General features: G+C 52.7%; 18 protein-coding genes and 2 pseudogenes. 10 read left to right on the forward strand and 10 right to left on the reverse strand.

Going from position 1 to position 22,678, the window contains the following annotated elements:
- Positions 1-9 precede the first annotated feature (9 nt).
- Both CL52_RS02965 and CL52_RS21000 read left to right on the forward strand, forming a co-directional pair.
- Positions 10-3,180, forward strand: a complete 3,171-nt coding sequence (locus CL52_RS02965) for an efflux RND transporter permease subunit (RefSeq protein ID WP_003292670.1) — start codon at positions 10-12, stop codon at positions 3,178-3,180.
- Between the two features lie 265 nt (positions 3,181-3,445).
- Positions 3,446-3,651: pseudogene (locus tag CL52_RS21000) on the forward strand (IS3 family transposase); the annotation flags it as partial.
- 168 nt (positions 3,652-3,819) lie between these two features.
- Here CL52_RS21000 and CL52_RS20505 read toward each other — a convergent pair.
- On the reverse strand, positions 3,820-4,149 hold the full coding sequence (locus CL52_RS20505) for a hypothetical protein (RefSeq protein ID WP_021210274.1): 330 nt from the start codon (positions 4,147-4,149) through the stop codon (positions 3,820-3,822).
- 395 nt (positions 4,150-4,544) lie between these two features.
- Here CL52_RS20505 and CL52_RS02970 point away from each other — a divergent pair, with 395 nt between their 5' ends.
- A complete protein-coding gene (locus CL52_RS02970; protein WP_003292671.1) occupies positions 4,545-5,465 on the forward strand; it encodes a cation diffusion facilitator family transporter in 921 nt (306 codons plus the stop codon).
- A gap of 214 nt (positions 5,466-5,679) precedes the next feature.
- On the opposite strand, the gene CL52_RS02975 is transcribed toward CL52_RS02970, so the two are convergent.
- Genes CL52_RS02975 through CL52_RS02985 form a run of 3 tightly spaced genes read right to left on the reverse strand, consistent with a single transcriptional unit; the run spans position 5,680 to position 7,257 of the window.
- Positions 5,680-6,141 (reverse strand): methyltransferase family protein, encoded by a 462-nt coding sequence (locus CL52_RS02975; RefSeq protein ID WP_003292672.1) that lies wholly within the window; start codon positions 6,139-6,141, stop codon positions 5,680-5,682.
- A gap of 4 nt (positions 6,142-6,145) precedes the next feature.
- Positions 6,146-6,826 carry a DsbA family protein gene (locus CL52_RS02980; protein ID WP_008569955.1) on the reverse strand — a complete coding sequence of 227 codons (681 nt, stop codon included), beginning with the start codon at positions 6,824-6,826 and terminating at the stop codon, positions 6,146-6,148.
- Complete coding sequence (locus CL52_RS02985) at positions 6,823-7,257, reverse strand: disulfide bond formation protein B (RefSeq protein ID WP_003292674.1); 435 nt, start codon at positions 7,255-7,257, stop codon at positions 6,823-6,825. Before CL52_RS02985 ends, CL52_RS02980 begins: the two co-directional genes overlap by 4 nt.
- A 209-nt stretch (positions 7,258-7,466) precedes the next feature.
- Between CL52_RS02985 and CL52_RS02990 the strand changes: the two genes are divergently transcribed.
- Positions 7,467-8,426, forward strand: a complete 960-nt coding sequence (locus CL52_RS02990) for an arsenic resistance protein (RefSeq protein ID WP_003292675.1) — start codon at positions 7,467-7,469, stop codon at positions 8,424-8,426.
- 25 nt (positions 8,427-8,451) lie between these two features.
- Here the strand turns inward: CL52_RS02990 and tnpC are convergent, their stop codons facing one another.
- Positions 8,452-8,814 carry a Tn3 family transposase post-transcriptional regulator TnpC gene (gene tnpC, locus CL52_RS02995; RefSeq protein WP_003292676.1) on the reverse strand — a complete coding sequence of 121 codons (363 nt, stop codon included), beginning with the start codon at positions 8,812-8,814 and terminating at the stop codon, positions 8,452-8,454.
- Between the two features lie 236 nt (positions 8,815-9,050).
- On the opposite strand from tnpC, the gene CL52_RS21005 reads away from it, so the two are divergent.
- The 6 genes and pseudogenes from CL52_RS21005 to CL52_RS03025 all read left to right on the forward strand — a co-directional run.
- The gene (locus CL52_RS21005; RefSeq protein WP_101153433.1) at positions 9,051-9,299 is read left to right on the forward strand and encodes a hypothetical protein; all 249 of its coding nucleotides are present in this window, start codon (positions 9,051-9,053) and stop codon (positions 9,297-9,299) included.
- A 478-nt stretch (positions 9,300-9,777) separates the two neighbouring features.
- The gene (locus tag CL52_RS03005) at positions 9,778-11,436 is read left to right on the forward strand and encodes an ATP-dependent nuclease (RefSeq protein ID WP_015275579.1); all 1,659 of its coding nucleotides are present in this window, start codon (positions 9,778-9,780) and stop codon (positions 11,434-11,436) included.
- A complete protein-coding gene (locus CL52_RS03010) occupies positions 11,429-12,613 on the forward strand; it encodes a UvrD-helicase domain-containing protein (protein WP_003292679.1) in 1,185 nt (394 codons plus the stop codon). The genes CL52_RS03005 and CL52_RS03010 overlap by 8 nt, the downstream gene beginning before the upstream one ends.
- 73 nt (positions 12,614-12,686) lie before the next feature.
- Positions 12,687-12,965, forward strand: coding sequence for a BPSL0761 family protein (locus tag CL52_RS03015; RefSeq protein WP_015275580.1), 279 nt, complete (start codon positions 12,687-12,689; stop codon positions 12,963-12,965).
- Between the two features lie 212 nt (positions 12,966-13,177).
- The gene (gene hrpB, locus CL52_RS03020; RefSeq protein ID WP_043218435.1) at positions 13,178-15,703 is read left to right on the forward strand and encodes an ATP-dependent helicase HrpB; all 2,526 of its coding nucleotides are present in this window, start codon (positions 13,178-13,180) and stop codon (positions 15,701-15,703) included.
- A 224-nt stretch (positions 15,704-15,927) separates the two neighbouring features.
- Positions 15,928-16,131 (forward strand): annotated as a pseudogene (locus CL52_RS03025) (PDC sensor domain-containing protein); the annotation flags it as partial.
- A 78-nt stretch (positions 16,132-16,209) separates the two neighbouring features.
- On the opposite strand, the gene CL52_RS20395 reads toward CL52_RS03025, so the two are convergent.
- The 5 genes from CL52_RS20395 to CL52_RS21020 form a co-directional block, all read right to left on the reverse strand.
- Entirely contained in the window at positions 16,210-17,679 is a 1,470-nt protein-coding gene (locus CL52_RS20395) for a tyrosine-type recombinase/integrase (protein WP_063613243.1), read from the reverse strand.
- Positions 17,676-18,284, reverse strand: coding sequence for a hypothetical protein (locus tag CL52_RS21010; protein WP_015275582.1), 609 nt, complete (start codon positions 18,282-18,284; stop codon positions 17,676-17,678). The genes CL52_RS20395 and CL52_RS21010 overlap by 4 nt, the downstream gene beginning before the upstream one ends.
- Positions 18,285-18,653, reverse strand: coding sequence for a hypothetical protein (locus CL52_RS20510; protein WP_138412367.1), 369 nt, complete (start codon positions 18,651-18,653; stop codon positions 18,285-18,287). It abuts the gene before it with no gap.
- Between the two features lie 124 nt (positions 18,654-18,777).
- Entirely contained in the window at positions 18,778-20,382 is a 1,605-nt protein-coding gene (locus CL52_RS21015) for an integrase (protein ID WP_139229580.1), read from the reverse strand.
- A complete protein-coding gene (locus tag CL52_RS21020) occupies positions 20,372-22,654 on the reverse strand; it encodes a hypothetical protein (RefSeq protein WP_015275584.1) in 2,283 nt (760 codons plus the stop codon). The genes CL52_RS21015 and CL52_RS21020 overlap by 11 nt, the downstream gene beginning before the upstream one ends.
- Positions 22,655-22,678: the final 24 nt, after the last annotated feature.

Below are 22,678 nucleotides of genomic sequence, written 5' to 3' on the forward strand. Positions count from 1 at the left end.
TTATAGACTGTGTTCGAACGTATCATTCGCTTTTCTATAGAGCATCGCTGGCTGGTTTTGCTAGCCGTGCTTGGCATGGCAGCGTTAGGAGCTTACAGCTACCAAAAGCTGCCTATCGATGCTGTCCCTGATATCACCAACGTACAGGTGCAAATCAACACTGCGGCCCCAGGTTATTCCCCGCTGGAAGTGGAGCAGCGCATTACCTACCCGCTCGAGACGGTAATGGCCGGGTTGCCCAAGCTCGAGCAGACCCGTTCCTTGTCTCGATATGGACTTTCTCAGATCACAGTTATTTTTGAGGAAGGCACTGACATCTATTTTGCCCGCCAACTTGTGAATGAGCGCTTGGGAGGGGCCAAAGATCAGCTTCCGGAAGGCGTCACTCCAACACTTGGCCCTATTTCCACTGGGCTTGGCGAAATCTATTTTTGGACGGTTGAAGCTGAGGACGGTGCCACCAAATCGGACGGTACGCCTTATACCTCTGCTGACTTGCGTGAGATTCAAGATTGGATCATCAAACCGCAAGTCCGCAATGTACCAGGCGTAACTGAGATCAATACGATCGGAGGATATGCAAAGGAATATCAGATCGCCCCCAACCCAGACACTTTGCGGTCGTTTGGACTAACACTACAAGATTTGATCGAGGCGGTTGAGCAAAACAATAACAATCTAGGTGCCGGATATATTGAAAAACGCGGCGAGCAGTATCTTGTTCGTGCTCCAGGACAAATGCAATCAGTAGAGGACATCCGCAATACCCTTATTAGCAACGTTGACGGTACCCCAGTACGTATCCGCGACGTTGCGACGGTAGAGGTTGGAAAGGAGCTCCGTACTGGCGCAGCCACCGAGAATGGCCGCGAAGTGGTTCTAGGTACGGCTTTCATGCTTATCGGTGAAAATAGCCGGGTAGTTTCTAGGGCTGTCGATGACAAGATGAAAGAGATAAACCTTTCGCTTCCAGAGGGCGTAAAGGCGATTACTGTCTACGATCGAACTGTACTCGTAGACAAAGCTATATCCACCGTTAAGAAGAACCTCACTGAGGGTGCCATTCTTGTTGTGGTTATACTTTTTCTCTTCTTGGGCAATATCCGTGCGGCGATCCTAACCGCACTTGTTATACCGCTGGCGATGCTCTTTACGTTCACCGGCATGGTAGCCAACGAGGTCAGCGCCAACCTGATGAGCTTAGGCGCATTGGATTTCGGCATCATTATCGATGGTGCCGTGGTGATTGTTGAGAACTGCGTGCGTCGACTTGCTCACGCTCAGTCCCATCACGGGCGGGCATTAACGCTGTCCGAACGGCTTCATGAAGTGTTCGCTGCGGCAAAGGAAGTGCGTCGGCCTCTACTCTATGGGCAGCTGATCATTATGATCGTATATCTGCCGATATTCGCCCTTACAGGGGTAGAAGGTAAGATGTTCACGCCCATGGCGTTTACCGTAGTGACAGCGCTATTCGGGGCGATGATTCTCTCGGTGACGTTCGTCCCGGCAGCCGTTGCGCTCTTTATCGGCAAGCGTGTTACAGAGAAGGAAAACTTTCTAATCCGCAATGCTAAACGGGCCTACGCACCTGCATTCGATGCGGTGATGTCCAACAAGCCAGTAGTGCTCACCTTTGCCGTTGTTGCAGTTGTACTTTCCGGCCTCGTAGGGGCACGTATGGGCAGTGAATTCGTGCCTAGCCTCAACGAGGGGGACTTCGCTATCCAAGCCCTTCGTGTACCGGCTACCAGCCTTAGTCAGTCTGTCGAGATGCAGCAGCAGCTGGAGCGAAAGCTCATGGATGAGTTTCCGGAGATCGAGCGGATTTTTGCGCGCACAGGCACTGCGGAGGTGGCATCCGATGCCATGCCTCCAAACATCTCTGACGGGTACGTCATGCTGAAGCCACAAGAGCAGTGGCCGGATCCAGGCAAGTCGCGCGACGAACTCTTAAGCGAGGTCCAAGCATCCGCCGCTGAGTTACCGGGCAATAACTACGAGTTTTCCCAGCCTATTCAGCTGCGTTTCAACGAGTTGATTTCCGGTGTTCGTGCCGCTGTAGCCGTGAAAATCTATGGTGATGACATGGAGGTTCTTAACAGCACGGCGGCGGAAGTGTCCGAGGTGCTAGGACAAGTACCAGGCGCCTCCGAGGTTACGGTCGAGCAAACGACTGGCCTTCCTATGCTCACGATTGATATCGATCGCGATCAAATCGCACGATACGGCCTGAGTTTAGATACTGTACAGCAAGCGGTTGCAGTAGCCATCGGGGGCCGAGAGGTAGGCACCTTGTTTCAAGGAGACCGGCGTTTCGATATCGTAGTTCGTTTACCGGACGAGATACGAAGCGATCTCGCCGCAATTGAGAGGCTCCCAATTGCCCTTCCAAGGGAATTAAACAGCGCCATAAGTTATATCCCCCTCGGCGAGGTGGCCACTCTGGATTTGGCCCCCGGTCCGAATCAGATCAGTAGAGAGGAAGGGAAACGGCGAATTGTCGTTAGTGCAAACGTCCGTGGTCGGGACATTGGATCATTCGTATCTGAGGCAGAACAGAAAATCCAGGCCCAGGTAGATATCCCGTCAGGTTATTGGATCGACTGGGGCGGTACCTTTGAGCAGCTTGAATCTGCAACGAAGCGGCTGCAGATTGTCGTCCCTGTGGCGCTGCTCCTGGTGTTCATTCTGCTTTTCATGATGTTCAACAATGTCAAAGACGGCTTGTTGGTGTTTACAGGGATTCCATTTGCGCTCACCGGAGGCATTGTTGCGCTGTGGCTGAGAGATATCCCATTGTCCATTTCAGCAGGAGTTGGCTTTATTGCTCTGTCGGGCGTCGCCGTTCTAAATGGCCTGGTAATGATCTCCTTCATCCGTAGCCTACGGGAGCAAGGTTTACCTCTGGGCACCGCGATCCGCGAGGGCGCTCTGACCCGGCTACGGCCGGTATTGATGACAGCCTTGGTGGCTTCACTCGGGTTCGTTCCGATGGCCTTGAATGTGGGTACCGGTGCAGAGGTACAGCGCCCCCTTGCGACGGTGGTGATCGGGGGGATTCTCTCCTCAACGGTGCTAACGCTATTGGTACTGCCGTTGCTCTACCAGCTGGCTCATCGGCGCGAAGACGAATTGGAGGAGCAAGAAATCGCGTTGGCCGCTGACAGAACAAGCTAGAGATTGGATGGCGGCACACAACGCCCCGTTCTTGCTAGCTCGCGAGAACGGGGCGTGTTGGTTTCGGAGTGCTAAGATTCAGCGGCGGCGCAGCGGGCAGCAAAGCCTTTATAGCGTAGGTCTAATGCATCTAAACGGTGAATAGAAAGGGTGCTCAGCGCTTAGTGCGTATGACTCCGCGCTACATACGCCTCCTCGGCTGATGGCTTTCACCCACGGTGAGCTGACGAAAGATTATGCAAGCAGCGGCTGACCTGCCCCGGGCGGCAGCACGGGCGATAGCTACGAAAACGCCCTGGCTGGAACGATCAGCGGGCTTTACAAGGCCGAGCTGACACCTTCAATCATGGACGAACCGCGAGGCCGTTGAGATGGCGACCCTGACGTGGATGCGTTGTACGCCACCAGCGTCTGTTCAGCTCAATCGGATATGCTCTTGCGAACGCTAATAACAGACAGATCAGGCGATAGCGGCCTGACTTAACGAAACGGCCTATAAAGGCCGGGGCGATTCGCTGGTAGCGATGTTGCGGGCAAGTGATGGACACAAAAAAGCGCCCCGAAGGGCGCTTAGAGTACAACTGCTTCCAACGGTGCTTGGAAGCTGCCGGCGGCGGATATCGTTCAGATATTAAGCGGTTAGTCAGCTTTGGTTTCTTTCTTAATTTCCGTGTTGTTCTGATCTTGGCGAATATCATTAACCTTCAACTCGTTTGCTTTTTTTTCGGCGGATTCGGTTCCGTGAATTCGCTTTTGATCTGCTCGGAATTTTTCATTAAATTTCATTGAACGGTCGTATCCATCTCCTGCATAAGACGATGCGGAGCCGAAAATTACCAAACCAACAACAATAGCTTTCAACAGATTCATAGGGCAGTCCTCGCTAAATTCAAAGGTGGCTTGCTGAGCTTTCTCGGTGAGCTCTACAGGTTCGAATGAATTTTGCCTGACTGAAGCTAACAGCAGCATGAGCCAAGCATTACATTATTGAAATGTAATGCTTCCATTGTGGAGTGACATGAGCGCCTTGCTTCGTCATTGCAGCAACAAGGCGCACCAATCTGCAAGGGGCTTGAGCCTACGACAAAATTGATTGGAAGATTACATTTTTGTCATCTTCAGATCATGGCACCGCATAATCCATATCATTAGCGAGCAACGTCGTTTATCGTTTGAGAGAGATCGACCTGTTGTCGGCGAGTTAAAGACGATAACGCACGAACTCGCTCGAGGGTGGTCGCATTTTCTGTCAGTGTGGCTTGGAGGGCCAGATGGTATAGGCGCTAGTATTTTTATTATCTCTTATGGGCGGTCGTTTGGCTCCCCTATTTTTCTTACGCTAGTTTTTAAGGAGCGGTAAAAATATGGCTCACGAACATAACCATAACACCGAAGCCATGGGTGATAAGCGTTTAATCGCAGCTATTGGCGTTAATACTGCACTAACTCTGGCACAAGTTGTTGGCGGGATACTTTCTGGGAGCTTATCGCTCATAGCGGATGCACTACACAACTTGAGCGATGCTGCATCACTGGTTATTGCGCTCATCGCACGTAAGATCGGCCGCAAACCGCCAGATGCTTTTAAAACCTTTGGCTACCGACGCAGTGAAACCATAGCGGCTTTGATTAACTTGGTCACGCTGATTATCGTTGGTCTCTACCTCATCTACGAAGCTATAGGTCGGTTTTTTTCCCCACAGCCCATTGAAGGATGGACAGTGGTCGTGGTGGCGGGAATAGCCTTGATTGTAGATATCGCTACGGCCTTGCTCACCTACACAATGTCTAAGAATAGCATGAATATAAAGGCGGCATTCTTGCACAACGTGTCGGATGCGTTGGCCTCCGTCGGCGTTATTATTGCCGGAACATTGATCCTCCTGTATGGCTGGTATTGGACAGATACTGTCCTGACGCTGATGATTGCTGGTTACGTGCTATGGCAGGGCTTTAGCATGCTACCTAAAACCATTCACTTGTTGATGGAGGGCGCGCCAGAAGGAGTTTCCATCGCCGACATAATCAATATCATGGAACATGTAAACGACGTTGTGAGTGTTCACCACGTACACGTATGGGAAATCGCTGAGCATACAATCGCACTGGAAGCACATGTTGTCATCAAGAAGGCTAGCCTGCCCGATATTGAACGAGTAAAGACTGATTTAAAACGAGTACTTCATGAGCAATTCAAAGTCAGCCACTCGACACTTGAAATGGAGCTAGACGGCAGTGTTTGTATCGACACCAGGCAGGCCGACAGTCATCGCAGCGAAGCATAAGCCTGCTTTGCGCTCAACGCTGTTGCTAGACAGTTATCTCGATATCAACGGAGTGAACTTGCGACATCACTCGTTGGCGCTATGTCTTCGACCAGAGACATGCTAGCGGCATGTGGCCAAAGCAGCTCGTCACGAGGAGATCAGGCTAGGTCGTGGCACCTTCGGCAGGCTGCCGCGACGAGCAAGCCCCGCCAGTCGCTACCGCCGCGGACGCTCAGAGCCAGCGGCGGACTCGTGCACGGTAGCGGGCAAATGATTCGCCGAACAATGTTTCCAGCGCCCACTCTTCGGCTGGGATCTGGAAACGGTTCATGTACAGCACGAAAGCAACTACGCCAAGCAGGGTTAGAGGCGAGGCCAAGACCAGCGCCCAAGCCGCCAGGATAATGGCAAAGCCTAAGTACATGGGGTTGCGGCTGTACCGGTAGATGCCAGCCTCCACTAATGCAGAAGCCTGCTGCGGCTGCAATGGATTAACCGTAGTACGCGCGCGGCGAAACGACAGGACGCCGGCGAGGCACACGCCGAGCCCCAGGAGCAGTATTGGCAAAGCGAAGGTCAGGCGCGCGGTCCATGCCAGTTCGAAACCCGGCAATTTGGTTCCCGACAAACCCATCAGCACAGCGATCAGGCCGGCCACGAGCAGCGGTGGCACGCGGTTTTCCAGCGCGCTCATAGTGTCATTCTCGTGCCTTGGCCACTTCGCTGTTCACCAACTGGCGCAGCGGCTCCGGGCCAAACTCGCTGAGCGCACGACCATTGACAAAAAAAGTCGGCGTGCCACGAACCCCAACGGCTTTAACGTCCTGCATGTCCGTTTCCAGCACGGCGTTGACGCCAGGCGTATGCATGTCCTGGCGGGCCTGTTCCAAGTTCAAACCGACGCGCTCTGCAGCAGCCCATGCCTGCGTTACCTTGGGGTCGTCGTGCCAACCGGGTTGGGCTTCCAGCACAGCCCCCAACACTTGTTCATGGAGATTTTGCTTACGCGCCGCCTCCAGCATTCGCGCCACCTCTTCGGAGCCTTGATGGAACAGTACATAGCGCAGCACCAAACGCACGTCTTCCGGGTTCTCGGCGAGGATCTGCTTCACATAGGGGTGGAAGGCGCGGCATGCCTCGCAGGAAGGGTCAAAGAATTCGACGATGGTCACTGGCGCTTGCGCCGGGCCGAACACTGGTGAGTGGAAGCGAACCAACTGGCCGCCGTTCTGTTTGGGTTGTGTCGCGGTCTCTTGGGCTGTCGAACCGGGAGCCTGGGCCTGTTGAGGCGATTGCGAGGGGGAATAGAAGAATGCGGCGGCAGCAAAGACGGCCAGGATCACGACACTGACGATCAGGACCACGGAACGGCGATTCATGGGGTGGTTCTCCGACGGATGATTATGAGCAGGATGGCGATAAGGATAAAAGCGAACAAGGCGAGTGCCGGCAGGGGCACCACGCCGAAGAGGGTCATTCCGGCGCCTGAGCAGGATGGACCAGTGGCCGTGCAGGGCTGGATCGGCTGTGGAATCAGCCCTGCATAGAGCAGCGTGTGAACAAATGCCAGTGCCGCACCGATAGCGGTCAGCGGCAGGGCATAGTGCCAGACGGTGAAATCCGAGCGGTAGCAGGCGATGGCCAGGATCACCGCCAGCGGAAACATGAAGGCACGCTGGAACCAGCACAACACGCAGGGTGCCTGGCCCATCACCTCACCAATGAACAGCGCGGACAGGGTCGATACCAGTGCGACCAGCCAGGTTAGCAGCAGCAGGTTCCAGGGCATGCCTGAAGGTTGAGGATTCATTGCGGTTAACTCCTGGCGATGGCGAGCACTTGCCTCAGACCCGCCATCCAGTTATTTCGAAACATCATGCATCCTCTTATCGGCAGGACTTGTTAGGACCGTTGCGGACTTCGCCCAACGGCAAAGCGAAAAGCAACCAGCCTCAACGCTGGGTTAAATCCGATGCCAGTGGGAGAATGTCGCCCTTGCGCAACAAGGGAAGATATCAGATGTCGCGGGACTGGCTGGAAGAACACCAGATAGCATTTTATTTCGCGGCGGTGGTGGCCGCTGCCATTGCAGGCCTGAGCTCTGCGCAATTCACCGGACTGACGGCCATGGCCATCACACCGGCGATTGCCGTGCTGATGTATGCCATGTTTCTGCAGATTCCTTTTTTGGAGCTGCGAGAAGCTTTTGCCAACCGCCGCTTCGTCGGTGCCTTGTTGCTGGCCAACTTCCTATTGGTGCCATTGATGGTGTGGCTGGTGACGTGGCCGCTCTCATCGAACAAGGCCTTGTTGGTCGGCGCGCTGCTTGTCCTGCTGACGCCTTGTATCGATTACGTGGTGGTCTTCACCCACCTGGGCAAAGGGGACTCTCGTCTGGTGCTCGCGGCGACGCCATTGCTGCTGTTGCTCCAGCTTCTGCTGCTGCCCCTCTACTTGCGGCTAATCCTTGGCCCCGAAGCCGGCACAGTGATCGAGCTGTGGCCCTTCGCAGAAGCCTTCCTGTTACTGATCGTCCTACCCTTGGTAGCGGCTGTGCTCACCGAATTTGGCGGACGCCGATCTCTGCTGCTTCGCGCATGGAGCGCAGGTTGGGCCTGGCTGCCAGTGCCTGCAATGGCCCTGGTTCTAATCGTGGTGGTGGGTTCGCAGATCGCGGCTGTCGTGTACCAACTCGACATCCTGGCGCCGTTGCTTCCGGTATACGGAGCGTTTCTACTACTCGCTCCGGCCCTCGGCGTACTCAGCTCCCGGCTATTTGGCTTGGAGGCTTCTGCCGCACGGGCAGTGGCCTTTAGCTCAGGCACTCGCAACTCGCTTGTAGTGCTTCCCCTGGCCCTAGCGCTCCCGGAGTCCATTCGCGCGCTGGCCGCGGCGGCTGTGATTACTCAGACACTCGTAGAACTGATTGGTGAATTGATCTACTTACGGGCGATTCCAGCCATGGTCAGAAACAGTTGAGCCTCGTCGAAATCGGCGAGAGCGCTCATGCCTCGTGCTGTGGAGCAAGATTGATCAGCGGCGCAATGATGAGCTGAGCGGAGCGCGCCCAAGAAACCAGTGCCTCAAGATCCATCTGTAGAGATTGGGCTTCTGTCCAGATACAAGCACTCTCGGCAGGCACCGTAAGAGCGATGCCCTCAACTATCGTCAGAGCCATCGCATGCAATCTCAGTAGCTCGTCGCGAATGGAGGTGATTCCACCCAGTTCCACCAAGCAGACGTCCAAGCGATCAACCAGCCGGAGCAGTTGAGAGGTGTCGAAGCTGTCGCGCAGGTTTTCCAACGCCACGGCGTCCACTTCGCCGTACGGTGTAAGGCGGAAGGATGCGGGAGGAATGTTGATCATGGCGTTTTCTCGGTATCTAGCTGGCTAGGTCTGATCACCCGCAGCGAGCCGGCAGCTTGTTGGAACACCGAGTCCTTGATCCAGGGCTCCGGTGGCCGGTTTAGCTTGAGGTTGAATTCGCCGAAGCGCTTGAGGTTGCTGGTCAGGTAGAGTGGTTGGGCCCCCTTCAGCATACATAGCGGAACTGGTGTAGACGACTAGCCCTGAGCTAGGCCTTGGGCTTTCAAGCAGCTCCAATGATCGGCACTGAAGTGCTAGGGAGCGGATTACTTCTAAAATTCTGGCTAACACGCTCACACTTAAAAACGCTTCTGGATATGCTGGAAAAAGGCAAGCCAAGCAGGCGAAAAATTGACACTAACTACTTTCAATACAATGGTTATTTCTTGGGATATAACTCTTCTAAAGATAATGCCGGTAAATACGGATTTGAAGAAAGCCCTGCTGAAATCAAGCAAAAAGTGAAAGAGCTTTTACTAATCTAGCTCGGTCGAACAAACTAGGTCTATTGCTCGTTGAGTGATCGTCTCTGAGCATTTTAACTGCTGCCGTTGCTGGCAGCCATGAGTCAAAAATTGCACTCAACGACAGGCAGCTTTTGGCCGACAGGTGCCTGTCGTCACCGGCTGCAATCGGCCGAGGCTGTGTAAAAACGTTTTCGAGCGCGACAGGTACTCAAAACCGGACTGGAAATCGCGCATCTGGGCGAAATCCACATCTGCTGAGGTGCCGAAAAATTTCAGATTTCACGTAGACGCGCGCACTTCAATTTTGACGAAGCGTTTTTACACACTCTGGGCCAAAAGCAGGCATTAGATGTGACCACGGCACTCGAGGTGATTCAAAACTGCTCTAGACGTTCGTCTTCAGCTGATAGCCATATGGACAGCACACACCACCCAAGGTACGGTTCATTTGCCATGGTAATACGCCATTATCAAGCGATGCCTAGAGGGATTTAGAGTGCACGTTAAAGCCATCAAGCTGATCAACTTCAAAAAATTTCGCGACGAACTTCTAGAATTCAACGACGACGTCAATATTTTCGTCGGCGACAACAATGCTGGTAAAAGCACAATCTTGGAAGCGTTAGAAATTGTGCTCAATTACAATCATCGTGGACGGCCCTTCAACGGCGAGTTCTCCCCTGATCTTTTCAATCAGGATGCCGTCACGCGGTTTCTCGCCTCTGACTTGAGCTCCAAGCACCTGCCCAGCCTTATCATCGAAGCCTACATTGACGGTGTGCCTGAGTACCGAGGCTCGAACAACAGCCTCAAGGCTGACGCCCAGGGCGTCTTGGTACAAGCCTGTTTCGACCCGTCGCTGGAGGCCGTATACGAGAGCCACCTGCTGACCAAGCCGAACATCACCAGCATTCCGATCGAATTCTATAAGGTGGAATGGCTCGATTTCGGTTGGAATCCGATAAAACCGATCGCTAAGAAGTTTAAGGCGCTGTACATCGACCCCACACGTATCCACCCAACCATGGGGAAGAACCAGTACATTTCGAGCATTCTCAACACCGCATTGGCGAAGGAAGAGCTCGTCAAGCTGACCCTCAATTATCGTGAAAACCTGCAGGTGTTTAACAACTCCGGGGAGGTCAGGACGGTCAATGCCAGCCTTGATGCGGGTCACCTTATCACCGATAGCAAGCTCACCATTGCAGCAAGTACGTTACCTGCGGGCTCCATCCAGACCGGCCTACAGCTTGAGGTCGATGATGTGCCTTTTCACCTCATCGGCAAGGGTGAACAGAGCAATGTGCAGATTAAACTGGCCATTCAGAACAAATCCCACGACATCGATCTGGTGATGATGGAAGAGCCCGAAAATCATCTATCTCACACCAATCTGAACAAGCTTGTGCACTACATCGAAACCCAGCGAGGAGACAAGCAGCTGTTCCTGACCACCCACAGCTCGTATGTGTTGAACAAGCTGAGTATCGACAAAATTTGCCTTGTGCAGTCAGGGTACAAAAGGCTGCACACGCTAGACGCTAAAGTGGTGAAGACCCTCAAGCGTCTTCCTGGCTACGACACCTTGCGGGTGGCACTGTCGGGCAAGGTCATCCTGGTCGAGGGGCCGTCGGACGAACTGGTGCTCAAGAAAATCTACCAACGAAAACACAACCGACTGCCTGAGCAGGACGGGATAGATATCATCGTGGTACGCGGTGTAGGTTTCAAGACGTTCATCGAAGTCGGTAAAGAGATCGGCACCAAGATCCATGTGCTCAGGGATAATGACGGCGACTATAACGGTAACGTTGTACAAGGACGTCTGGAATACGCTGCGTTTCCTAACATCAAGCTGTACTCGTCGATGAACGACGCCGAATTTTCGCTTGAGCCAGCGATGATTTATGCCAACGCAGTTGACATTAAAACCCTTGACGCTTTCGCAAAGGAAGTCTTGTCGACGGAAACCTTCAATATCTACAACGCAGAGGTCTCTCTGGAGGATCGAAGGGAAAATTTGATCCGTTGGTTCAAGAGCGTAAAGGGCAACGGTAAAGGCGCTCGCAAGGTCGACTCTGCGGTCAAACTGTTCGATGGCGCACTGGACTTCAAGTACCCAGCCTTTCTAGACGAGGTGCTCGATTTTGCCTAACGAACTCTGGGTCGCAGGCGCCGGATCAGGGAAAACGCACAAGATCATTACTGAAGCCATTGAGACCATCAAGGCTGGTGGACGTGTGCTTGTAGTCACCTATACAACCAATAATCAGGCAGAGTTGCGCTCTCGTTTTGTTGAGTTGTACGGTGCTAGCAGTGAGCACTTCGTCGTCAAGGGGCTGTTCTCTTTTTACCTGGAAGATATGGTGCGTCCCTATCAGAGCGAGGTATTTCCAGATCGGATCACGACTATCTCGTTCACTGAGAACAACCCTCACTTAATATCGGGTACAACCTACTACATTGAAGGCAGAGCTGAAAAATCGGAAGATGGCACGATCAATCCACTGCATTACCTGACGCCCTGCAAAACAAAGGCGTACTCCGGGTTTTTGGCAAAGCTTGCGACCCTCATTGCGAAACTATCCAAAAATGCCCCTGCCAAGCGGTTGAAGGAGATTTATCAAAGGGTCTATTTTGATGAAGTGCAGGATTTGGTCGGTTGGGACTACGACGTGATCAAATCACTCAACAAGGTCATGGTCGACTCGATCTGTTGTGTGGGCGACTTTCGACAGACAATCTACACAACGACGTTCGGCCATAAGGCTCCGCAGACGCCTCAACAGAAGGTCGATTACTTCGTCGGGAAAATGAAGTTCGAAAAGCATTCGATGCCGAAGAATCGCAGGTGCATACAAGAAATCTGCGACCTCTCCGACACGATCCACCTGGGGCTGTATGACAAGACGGTAACAGGTGTCGAGAAAGTGCCAGACGAAATATCGCATCACCATGGCACCTTCATAGTGAAACAATCTCAGGTGAGCGATTACTTGGCAGCGTTTCAGCCTCAAGTACTGCGCTGGTCGTCCACCACCGGCACTGGATACCTACCGGGTAACCTTATCTGTTATACGTTCGGTTCCTGCAAAGGCTTAGGCTTTGATCGAGTGCTTGTGATCCCGTCAGATAAACATCTGAAGTTCATTGGCGGAAATGCCAAAGTGTTCGACAAGGATAAGACGGAGGAGTCGCGAAACAAGCTATACGTCGCGATTACCCGCGCGCGCTATAGCCTGGCCTTCCTCGTCGAGGATAAGAAGGTGAAAGGGCTCCCTTACCCCATATGGGATGGCTCTGGCGCGCTCAATGCAGTGATCGAAAAGTGAGGCGGAGAGGCTGACGACTCATGTTGAGTGACGAGAAGCCGCCTCTCCCCGCGGACATTTCAGGAGCAATACCATGACGATGGCCCATGAGCGCACCCGTAGCGTTGTTCAAACACGGGACTTCCTACAGGAGCTGGCTAGGGACACGAGCCTTCCTGAAAACGTACGGTACCAAGCAAATAATCTACTTCGGCATTACCCGACAGCAGAAGCCGTCTGGTTGGCTGGTCGAGTGGAAGAGCGATCCAAGCAAGAGCTTTCCCTATTGGCCGACAAGCATGGACCTCTACATCCGGTGTTAGTCAGCTGGCTGTTAAATGATCCGATGTTTTCGGATCACGGAGCCAGCTGAGCCGGGGCGCAACACTGGCAAGAGGATCCCCCTCGTCAGGTGTTCAAGGGGCAGATGCTGGCTGTGGCCTTGATGTCCATCATGCCGTTTAAATAGGCCCCGTTTATCTCTGAGCGGCCCGAAGGGAGCCGTGCACTGGGCGTGATTGACATACCGCCGTGCCGTAACAGCTTCCCTCGTATCTATAATTGGTGGCTCAGCTAGGAGCCATCATGAGTTTGTTGCCGATTGAATCTGTTTTGCCCGCTTTAAGAGATGCCTTGTCTGCACGTAATGAAGTTGTACTTGAGGCAGCGCCGGGGGCAGGCAAAACAACGCGAGTACCAATAGCGCTGCTGGAAGAGCCTTGGCTGGCCGACCAGACTATTGTCATGCTCGAACCACGTCGACTAGCTGCCAGAGCCGCAGCTGAGCGACTGGCGAGCGAGCTGGGAGAAAGCGTTGGGCAAACAGTCGGCTATCGAATTCGCTTGGAGAGTAAGGTCGGACCACAGACTCGAATTGAAGTAGTGACTGAAGGCATTCTTACTCGTCGGCTTCAAGACGATCCTGCCCTAGATGGCGTTGGGCTGCTCATATTTGATGAGTATCATCTGCGTAGTCTCGATGCCGATCTGGCGTTGGCCTTGTGTCTCAACGGCCGTGAGTTGTTGCGCGACGAACCGCCGCTGAAGGTGCTGCTGATGTCCGCCACGCTGGAAGGCGAGCGCCTGTCGCGCCTGCTGGACGAGGCGCCTGTGGTACGCAGCGAAGGTCGCATGTATCCGGTGGAGCAGCGTTGGGGGCGGCCGAGTCAGATCGGCGAGGCGCTCGAACCCCGGGTGGTACAGCCCATGCTCCAGGCCCTGGCCGATGAACCTGGCAGCCTGCTGGTGTTCCTCCCCGGCCAGGCGGAGATTCGCCGCGTCGCCGAGCAGTTGGCCGAGCGCCTCGCTGGCCGGTCAGAGATCCTGCTCTGCCCGCTCCACGGTGAACTGGACCTCGCTGCCCAGCGCGCGGCCATCGAGCCGGCACCGGCGGGCAAGCGCAAGGTGGTGCTGGCCACCAACATCGCCGAGACCAGCCTGACCATCGATGGCGTGCGCGTGGTGGTGGACGCGGGCCTGGAGCGTGTACCGCGCTTCGACCCGGCCAGTGGCATGACTCGCCTGGACACCCAGCGTATTTCCCGCTCCTCCGCGACCCAGCGTGCCGGCCGTGCCGGCCGTCTGCAGCCGGGTGCCTGCTACCGGCTCTGGTCTGAGGCCCAGCATGAGCAACTGGCCGCCCACGGGAGCGCGGAAATCCTCCAGGCCGACCTTGCCGGACTGGCGTTGCAACTGGCGCGCTGGGGGATTGGTGATCCCAATGAACTGGCCTGGCTCGATCCGCCGCCCACGGCTGCCTACGCCCAGGGCCGTGACCTGCTGCAACGCCTCGGCGCACTGGCCGACGATGGCAACTTGACCCGCCATGGCCAGGCCATGGCCGAACTGCCCGCCCATCCGCGCATTGCCCACCTGCTGTTACGTGGCCACGCCCTGGGACTCGGCGGCCTGGCCTGTGACCTCGCCGCCCTACTGGGCGAGCGCGACATCCTGCGTGGTGGCGGTGCCGACCTGCACAGCCGCCTCGCCTTGCTGGCCGGTAACGACAAGGCAGCGCGTGGCGCTCGTGGCGGCGTGCAGCGTGCTCGCCAGCTGGCGCGGCAGTTCCGTTCCTACCTGCGTGGCCCGGCCAGCGAGCCGGTGGCCGATCCGGATCACCCGCGCTGGCTCGGCTGCCTGCTGGCGTTCGCCTACCCGGACCGCATTGCCCAGCAACGTCGTGCCGGAGGGGCCGATTATCGGCTGGCCAATGGCCGTGCAGCCACCTTTGGCGAGCCGGATGCGCTGATGAAGGAGCCCTGGTTGGTGATCGCCGATCTCGGTAGCCGCCAGGGCCAGCGTGAAGAGCGCATCTATCTCGCGGCCGACCTTGATCCCGCACTGTTCGACGGCCCTCTGGCCGAACAGGTAAGGTGCCAGGACCTGCTCGACTGGGAAGAGCGCGAAGGTGTGCTGCGCGCCGAACGTCAGGTGAAAGTGGGTGAGTTGGTGCTGGCCCGCGAAGCCCTTGCCGAACTGGATGACGAGGCCCGCTCGCGTGCGCTGCTCGGTCTGGTGCGACGCAAGGGGCTGGAGCTGCTGCCGTGGAGTGCGGAGCTGCGCCAGTGGCAGGCGCGGGTGGCGCTGCTGCGCCGACTGGACCTGGCCGACACGGGCAGCAGCGAATGGCCAGACCTCTCCGACGCGGCGCTTCTGGCCAGCCTGGAGGAGTGGCTGCAGCCCTGGCTGGGCAAGGTCAGCCGCCTCAGCCATTTCGCCAACCTCGACCTCGCCGGCATCCTCCATGGCCTGCTGCCCTGGCCGCTGCCGCAACGCCTCGACGAGCTGGCGCCGCGTACGCTGGAAGTGCCCTCCGGCTCGCGCATCCGCCTCGACTACAGCGACGAGATGCCGGTTCTCGCGGTGCGCCTCCAAGAGCTGTTCGGCCTCGCCGACACTCCGCGCATCGCCGGTGGCCGTCAGGGCGTCAAGCTGCACCTGCTGTCCCCGGCCCAGCGCCCGGTGCAGGTCACCCAGGACCTGGCGAGTTTCTGGCGCAATACCTACGCGGAAGTGAAGAAAGATTTACGAGGTAGGTACCCTAAGCATTACTGGCCTGAGGACCCGCTTGTGGCCCAGGCTACAGCTAGAGCTAAGCCGCGAAAATCGTAGGCTGTTGCTCAATGCGGGCGTGTGAACCGGAACCCAGTGTTGCCTCGAGAGCAACGCAGGTTGGCTCTCTGTTGAGTGTGCCAGTCAACCGGCGTACTAGGGCCGTGCGAGTTTTACCGTATTGCCATTCGTAGAGTCGACGTGCCCGTTTTTTGCAGATTTCGGCCCTTTGTAAATGTGTGCTCCGGAACTTAAGCGACGGTTCACCCTTGACACCCTAGTGGAGGATCATAGATGTCGTGGACTTTGGCGGCATCGACCATGCATTCCTGGTTGATCACAACGGCCAAGTGATCTTCAGCCTTGACAAGGGTCAGGTGATGACGAACCTCAAGGACATCTATCCGGACAGAGCCCTACGGATTGAGTCGGGCATTCAGGATGCCACCTTGCACGGGCAGGAGCGGATTGTCTCTTTCGCCCCAGTGAACGACCGGTAAACGTCGTCGTCATTAGACACGCGCTTTATGGACGCTTCGGCAGTGAAGCGAGTTGTATCGCAACATTCAAAGGTGGTTATGCCAATGCTCCCAGCTTTTGACTGACTCCGTATTCTCTTCCTCTTCCTCTTCCTTTGTCTCTTTCTTGAGATCTTCTTGCCGAAGTTGCTTTAGCTTCTCCAGTTCACGCACGTACTCGTCAACTGGCATACCATTTTTTAATGCGTTCAGAAGTAGCTCCTCGGCCTGGTCATATATACGGTTAGTCCTGATTATATGGGCAGATGAAACGATGTCTTCGTATCCATCAAGTTTGGCGAATGCAAGATGAATATACCGTTCTACCGAGAGGGGATCTTTGTGGCCAGTCCACAGCATGACGTCGTAAAGAAACTTTTTGCTATTAAGCAGGGCGCTTCTGAAGTCGTCCTTTTGCTTGAACTTGTGTCTTTTGATTAGGAGTACGAAAAGATTGGTGATGAAAGCATGGCGGAACATGTGTGCACAGACTTTTTCTTCGATGCCGGCGTGACTTCTAAGTTGAATCATTTCATTCGTAATACTGCAGGCACCGAGCGGCTTACCAGTCTTTTCTTGAACAAAGAGTCTGTCGTGATCCGTGTCCTTGAAGTTGCGAAGAGATATTCTGCGGGCAAACTGAATATATTTCTTAGCTTCGCTTAGTACCACTCTTGAAATCGGGATAAAACGCTCGGAATAGGTTCCACGTTTCAAGGTTCGCAGACGTAGCAATGGGAACGACATGTTCATGGCATTACGTATGTCCGAAACGGTAATTTCAATTATCTCGCTGCGTCGAGCGCCCGTATGCTCAAGCAAGGAAATCACCAGATTCCGTCGAAGTTGAAGGTGTCTCGATGGGTGGATTTTGTTTGCTGAATCTCGCAAAAGCTTTATATGTTCGCTCGGGATCGGATCGCGCGTGTGGTAGCGCGTTCCAGATACATGAAGAGAGTGGTGATGCAGATAACTCCGCTTTATCGTTCTTCCTGAGCGCGTTGTGATAGTAAATGTTTTCATTACGGCGCGGATGGTTCCATTCTCTGATACAAATGCATCGTCGCCATAAAGACGTCCTACGAATTGCAAAAAATCTAGACAGATCCTACCAATTGCTAGGAGTGTAGTTTCGGTGCGCCTATTTACAGTGGGATCGTTGACAGATCGCTCCTTTCTTAATTCGTCAATGAAGTCTGAGAACTGTTGGTCAGACAGTCCTATAAAGTCAGTTCGGTATCTGAAGCAGTAGCGAACTAGTGGGCTTATTTTGGATGCATACTCCCCAATGCTTCCGCCTTTACCGCCGTGCCTTGATAGGCCTTTTCCACCTCGGCCAGGGCGGTCACGTAGTGCGAGCATGTAGAGATTTGCGACGTTATTGGGCGTGCCATCAGGCCAACAGCAAAACGGCAGGCCAGAACCATCTTTTGTTATAGTACTTCCATGCGCATGGTAGCTAAAGAGTGTTAGCTCTTTAAGTGGTTTAAATAGTTGTTGGCGAAGGTGGTTTGTCACTTGCGATACTCCTCCAGTCGCGTAACTCGCCCGTCTCCGGAAGAAGGGGAGGGGGGGGGTGGCTGTTCTGGAGGGAGGCTCAGTAGAGCAGTAAGTGCCTGAACGGCATCGCTTGCCCGCTTTTCAAGTAGAGCGGGATCTAGATTGCTACGTATATTTCTTAACTCGTTAATTGCCAGGCTTAATCCCTGGAGGAGGACCATGTTGGCGCAGCGCTGCTTATCAAGTCTCTCCTCTAGTTCAGTTACTAGTCGCGAAAGTCCGGACTTAGTGCGTTTTGTTGAAGTGGCCTCTTTGCTGCCATTGACCTTCTCAATGGCCCTCAATGCCGCTAGGCGGAGGGTATCAAGTTCCTTAAATCCTCCCTTGAACTGTAAGTTGGCGTGAGATTTTAAAGTGTTGATGCTCATTGGGGATTTTGACTTTATAGCCCCTGAGTCCTCGAAATTGAATTCGAGCTTGGCTAGCGCTCCTTGGCTTCTGAGAGCCTTTAGAATGTTCTCGTTTTTGGAAAAATAGTCAGGATTACGGTAGATTAGCTTTAAAAGTTCACTGGTTATTAATGTGGCGCTAGCATGTGGCTCTAGGTCGGAGATTTTTTTCATTTAGTCTGTGCTCTGAATTTTTACTACCACGCGCATATGTTGGCCGGTTTCGTCTGTGAAAAACTCTGGCTCAATCTGGACTTTCCCTGTCTTTATCATGTCGGTGATTGCGTCTTCAAGTTCAGCAGTGTCTACTAGAGCAAAATTATCTGTGTTGTAACGAATTTTTAGTATTTCGGCTAGATCTTCGTAAGCAGTGATATCGCCATTATGCAAGCTTTCTGCTATGAACTGAGCCTTAGCGCTACGCAAAACTGCACCATCAGTGGACTCAGTAATGTAATTCCAAACATGCTGCATGTCGGTGTGCCCGAGCATCCACTGCAGTGTCTCCAGTCCTCCAAAACTGCTCGAGTGGAAGAATACCATGGAGAAAAAGCGTCGAAGTTGATGTTGTCGGATATAGTACCTTTCTCCTTTTGAATTTAGTGGTAGTTCGAAATAATCGCACAACAAGTCTAGGTTTCTATTGTAGGCATACATTGTTTGCTGACTAAGCCCGGCATTTCCGAGGAGTCCGGGGGGGGGCAAAGAGGCTAGTCATTTCAGTTATGAATCCGCTTTTTAAAAGTCTCTGCTGCATGGAAATTAAGTTTTTAATCATTTTTACGGCAATGGGTTCGATTGGGCGTGCTTGGCGTTGTCTTATGCCGAACAGGTTGGATGTGCTTTTTCTATTTAAGAAGATCAACCATCTTTCGCTTTTATCTAGGCAGTCAGTCGAGTGCAAATCGAGCATTTCTCCTATTCGGCGAGCCATGATTGTTCCAACTACCATCTGGACACATCCAATATAGATGCGTAAGCACTCAATCAGTCCCACATTATTTCTGAGTTCTATGAAGTAATTTGACTGCTTTCTCAGTGCGCCGTGCCTAATAGACACCGTTTGACATACAAGCCCAAGCTTCCTAATTCCCATGTCGATAAGCTCAGGGGGCATAATGTCTTGTAACTCTCCATTGGTAAGTTGCGTAGGGGCAATTCCATTGAGGTTGCAATGCTCTGCCATGCGGCAGAAACCTTCTATTAGAAGTTCTCCATACTTGAAATGGTACTCGATTGATTTTCTGAAGGCGTCTCTCACTATTGGGTACGGCAGCGTCCGAAACCGAGCAGCTTCAGAGAGTGATGGTTCATAATCAAGTATCTGCTTCAGCTCTGATACTTCGGGAGCTGGAAGCCCAATTTCATGAAGAATTCCAAGGTTGTATGTTAAAAATCTGTAGGCGCGAAATGGACCGGATGTCATTGCTTCATGGTCACCTGTCCTGACCGATGAACCGGGATACTCTCTCGATATTATTTCTCTCTCATTATCAGTATAGAATTCTAATGAGCTTAATGTTTTTAGTTTTAGATGCCCGCCTTTCAGTGTGTTGGCATAAAGCGATTTCGCTAGCTGCAAGGTGTTAGGGGTGCGGACTCCAGCAGTTGATCTTTTTTTATAATATCCATGCAAATGCAAGGCAGCTCTTGCATAAGGTATTAAATCAAAAGGTATTTCCAGGTGATGCTCATCTAGTTGTTCGTCAGTCACAATGCGCATTCGTGGATATTGATCTAGAATGCTATCGAGTTCGATAGAACTGGAAGTGTTTATTAAGCTTAAACAAAATTTGCTGATAGTCTTGGTCCACTCGTAAACCGACTCTTCCGAACCGTTGACGCTTGAGAAGACGTCTAGCATTCTCTTCATGTGATGGCTGTTGATTCCAGCCAATCCGAATCTGGATAGCTGATATTCTTTTGCATTCAGAAGAATGTAATCGGCAACGTGAATGGCCCTGTTAAACATCGTCATCTGTGCGGCTAGTGAACCTAATTCGATCGCCGATCCTCGAACAGAACGTGTAGATGTTGTTAAAAAATACTTTAGCCCGTCTAGTAATGGCTTGTTTTTTTGGGCAAGCAGAGAAGTTTCGTCGTCTAATGTAATGTCCCAGTTGATCGTGTTGGGGGTCGCAAAATTGAAATCATATTTCCATATGTGCAAGTCGAAATCACTCAGCAACCAACTTGATTTTTTGTATTCTGTCCTAGGGTCGGTGTAGAACGCTTTTAGGAAGTCTAGCTCTGCTGGTAATTCAACATTCATATATCAACTTCTCCATTCTGCGGGGGTTACACCTCTGCTCGGCGACATAAAGGTGGTCTTTCAGTAGTGCGTCATTATCCCTTCTGATCTCGGCAACAACGGCCTTCGTTAGATCTGCCCAGTATCGTGCTACTCCTGTCACTTCTTCGGGTCGTTCCGCTGTAGCCACTGCTTTCTCTAATGATACGAGGGCGGTCATTATCCCTGGATCCACTGAGATGTAGACCTCTGAGTACTGATTCGCTGAATAGGGTTCAGTTGTTTGAGTGTTCTCCGGGTTGACCAGGTGGTCAGGGATGTCTTTTAGTGCATGGTTCTTAAGAAATAGATTTAACTCTTCCATTGTCTCGAAGTCTGCGGCCTCTATGAGGAAGCTGCTATCTTTCATCGCGTCACAGATTAAGCCGCGCTGAAAAATTCTTATCCAGCGGGCTTGGAAGAAGGCTAGTATTGACTCGGGCAGGTAGTGAGAAAGTTGCAGGCAGTCGTGGTTTGCGTGGCCGAGCGCTTTGGACATGGCTTCGACGCTTTGGGTTTTTAAATATACCTCTACCCCACATGAGGCTCGAAGACTAGAAAGGGTGACTCGAGATAAGAAATTTTTTAGTTCAGTACCCCTCAAGGAAGTATGATTTGAAAATTGTTGTGCAAGTCGTTCAAAAATCCGTGTGTGTTTATCGAATAGCGCTTTGTTCCAAGTCGGAATTACAGCGCTCCGCGGGTGACCGAAACCCTTCCCGCAGGTCAGGAATAACTCCTTCCATCGGCTGTCGCCAATTCCCTTGAGATATTTTCTTAACGGTGCTGTGATCTTTATTACTTCGAAGATTCGCTTTGTTGAGTTCGCGTTTAGTTGTATTTTCTGCTCGCTTAGCTTTCCACCTCTTCTATCCTTGAAGCCGACCAACTGATACCCGGTGTCGGTTTTCACAAAGCCGGATCTTCTACCTTTGTCGTCATACAAACGAAAATTCTTAAGGAAAGATTCTGTGATCTCATTGTGCTCTGCTACCAGTAAGCATTGGTAGGGATAAAGAGTGCCAGCAGCCGGAAGTCCAAGTATATTTGCGACATCAGCAGATAATATGGTGTATCCGTATTGGTGTTCGAAGTCCATGCGCGAGGATGGAAAGCCGTTGCTTTGAAAAATCGCGCAAATTGATTCGTGATCGTAACTCCGACGCTGCCAGCCTTTTCGAGGTTTGATTTCCGAGGAGTTTATCCGTGTGGTTGCGAGTATACGAAGTTGGACTCTCGAGTAAAGTTCATTGGCTTGTTCTGTTGCCCAGGATTTTACGGTTTCGATGTCTTTGTGGATACTTTTGAATAATATTTCTATTGCCTCGTTATCAGTTATTTCGAGAGGGACTCTAGTGATAAGTTTTTCATGGATTTCCACCCCCTCATCAGACACGGACACTCTTGTTTGCGCTCTGTGTTGTTTGGGGCGGATGGGCCGTGGTAGTCCATCCCCAAAAGGGGTTGCCCAAACTCCTGATTGTATAAAGGCCTCTTCGCAGTTCGATATGAACCTGTTCCACGTTTTTATCTGGGTTGGTATATTTAGATTTTCTCTATATGCGGTTAAGAAGTGCTCCTTCATGAAGTGCAAAAAGAATGATTTTATATTTTCTGGGTTTTGGAAGGTTGTAGTTGGCCACTCCAAAGAGTTCTTCGATAAATAGCTGGCCAGCTTGTTGCACAATGTGGTGTTGCATCTTGCTTGCTTGGCCGAAAAAGTCTTCCATGTCCGGTAGTACTCTTCTGTAAACTCAGGGCCATGGGAGTGCCATAGTTCTCCCAGCGCGAGAAAACTTGGTACTCCTTTTAGGGAGTCGACTTGCCATCCGTTCCAATAGCGCAAGGCCAATGGGTTCAATTTTTTCTGCTGGGAATCCCAGAGTTCTTTCCCTTCTTCGAGGTCGGCCATCAAATAGTCGAAATTGGGCATGCCTGGAATTTCGTCGCGCAGACTTGTAAGTGTTTCTACGAAACGTCGAGCCCAGCGAATCCGAACAGGCTCTTTGCTATCGGCCAAAGTTCTTGATCGCAATGCACCGACAAAACCGATGATGATCGGCTCGCAGCTTCGACTCGACAGATGGACGTAGGAGAGTTCTGCCTCGATGAGTTGGAGGTAGCACTCGAGCAGCTTCAGCGGAACGTTAATCAACTCCGACGACGCGTGGGTTTGAAAGGCCTTGGCTAGGGGCTCCGAAATTTTTCGGAATGGATAGTTGGGTAAGAACAGGGTGCTGCTGATGATTGTCAACGAATTCTTGTCCTTGCTTTGGGG

It is taken from the genome of Stutzerimonas balearica DSM 6083 (assembly GCF_000818015.1).
Taxonomy (GTDB): Bacteria; Pseudomonadota; Gammaproteobacteria; order Pseudomonadales; family Pseudomonadaceae; genus Stutzerimonas; species Stutzerimonas balearica.

What these genes read in the sequence shown, in the direction of transcription:
- CL52_RS21015 (WP_139229580.1), bottom strand. Translation starts at nt 20,382, where the DNA reads ATGAATGTTGAATTACCAGCAGAGCTAGACTTCCTAAAAGCGTTCTAC.
- tnpC (WP_003292676.1), bottom strand. Translation starts at nt 8,814, where the DNA reads ATGATCAACATTCCTCCCGCATCCTTCCGCCTTACACCGTACGGCGAA.
- CL52_RS03015 (WP_015275580.1), top strand. Translation starts at nt 12,687, where the DNA reads ATGACGATGGCCCATGAGCGCACCCGTAGCGTTGTTCAAACACGGGAC.
- CL52_RS02975 (WP_003292672.1), bottom strand. Translation starts at nt 6,141, where the DNA reads ATGAGCGCGCTGGAAAACCGCGTGCCACCGCTGCTCGTGGCCGGCCTG.
- CL52_RS02985 (WP_003292674.1), bottom strand. Translation starts at nt 7,257, where the DNA reads ATGAATCCTCAACCTTCAGGCATGCCCTGGAACCTGCTGCTGCTAACC.
- CL52_RS20505 (WP_021210274.1), bottom strand. Translation starts at nt 4,149, where the DNA reads ATGCTGCTGTTAGCTTCAGTCAGGCAAAATTCATTCGAACCTGTAGAG.
- CL52_RS02970 (WP_003292671.1), top strand. Translation starts at nt 4,545, where the DNA reads ATGGCTCACGAACATAACCATAACACCGAAGCCATGGGTGATAAGCGT.
- hrpB (WP_043218435.1), top strand. Translation starts at nt 13,178, where the DNA reads ATGAGTTTGTTGCCGATTGAATCTGTTTTGCCCGCTTTAAGAGATGCC.
- CL52_RS20510 (WP_138412367.1), bottom strand. Translation starts at nt 18,653, where the DNA reads ATGGTATTCTTCCACTCGAGCAGTTTTGGAGGACTGGAGACACTGCAG.
- CL52_RS21010 (WP_015275582.1), bottom strand. Translation starts at nt 18,284, where the DNA reads ATGAAAAAAATCTCCGACCTAGAGCCACATGCTAGCGCCACATTAATA.
- CL52_RS02980 (WP_008569955.1), bottom strand. Translation starts at nt 6,826, where the DNA reads ATGAATCGCCGTTCCGTGGTCCTGATCGTCAGTGTCGTGATCCTGGCC.
- CL52_RS21005 (WP_101153433.1), top strand. Translation starts at nt 9,051, where the DNA reads ATGATCGGCACTGAAGTGCTAGGGAGCGGATTACTTCTAAAATTCTGG.
- CL52_RS02990 (WP_003292675.1), top strand. Translation starts at nt 7,467, where the DNA reads ATGTCGCGGGACTGGCTGGAAGAACACCAGATAGCATTTTATTTCGCG.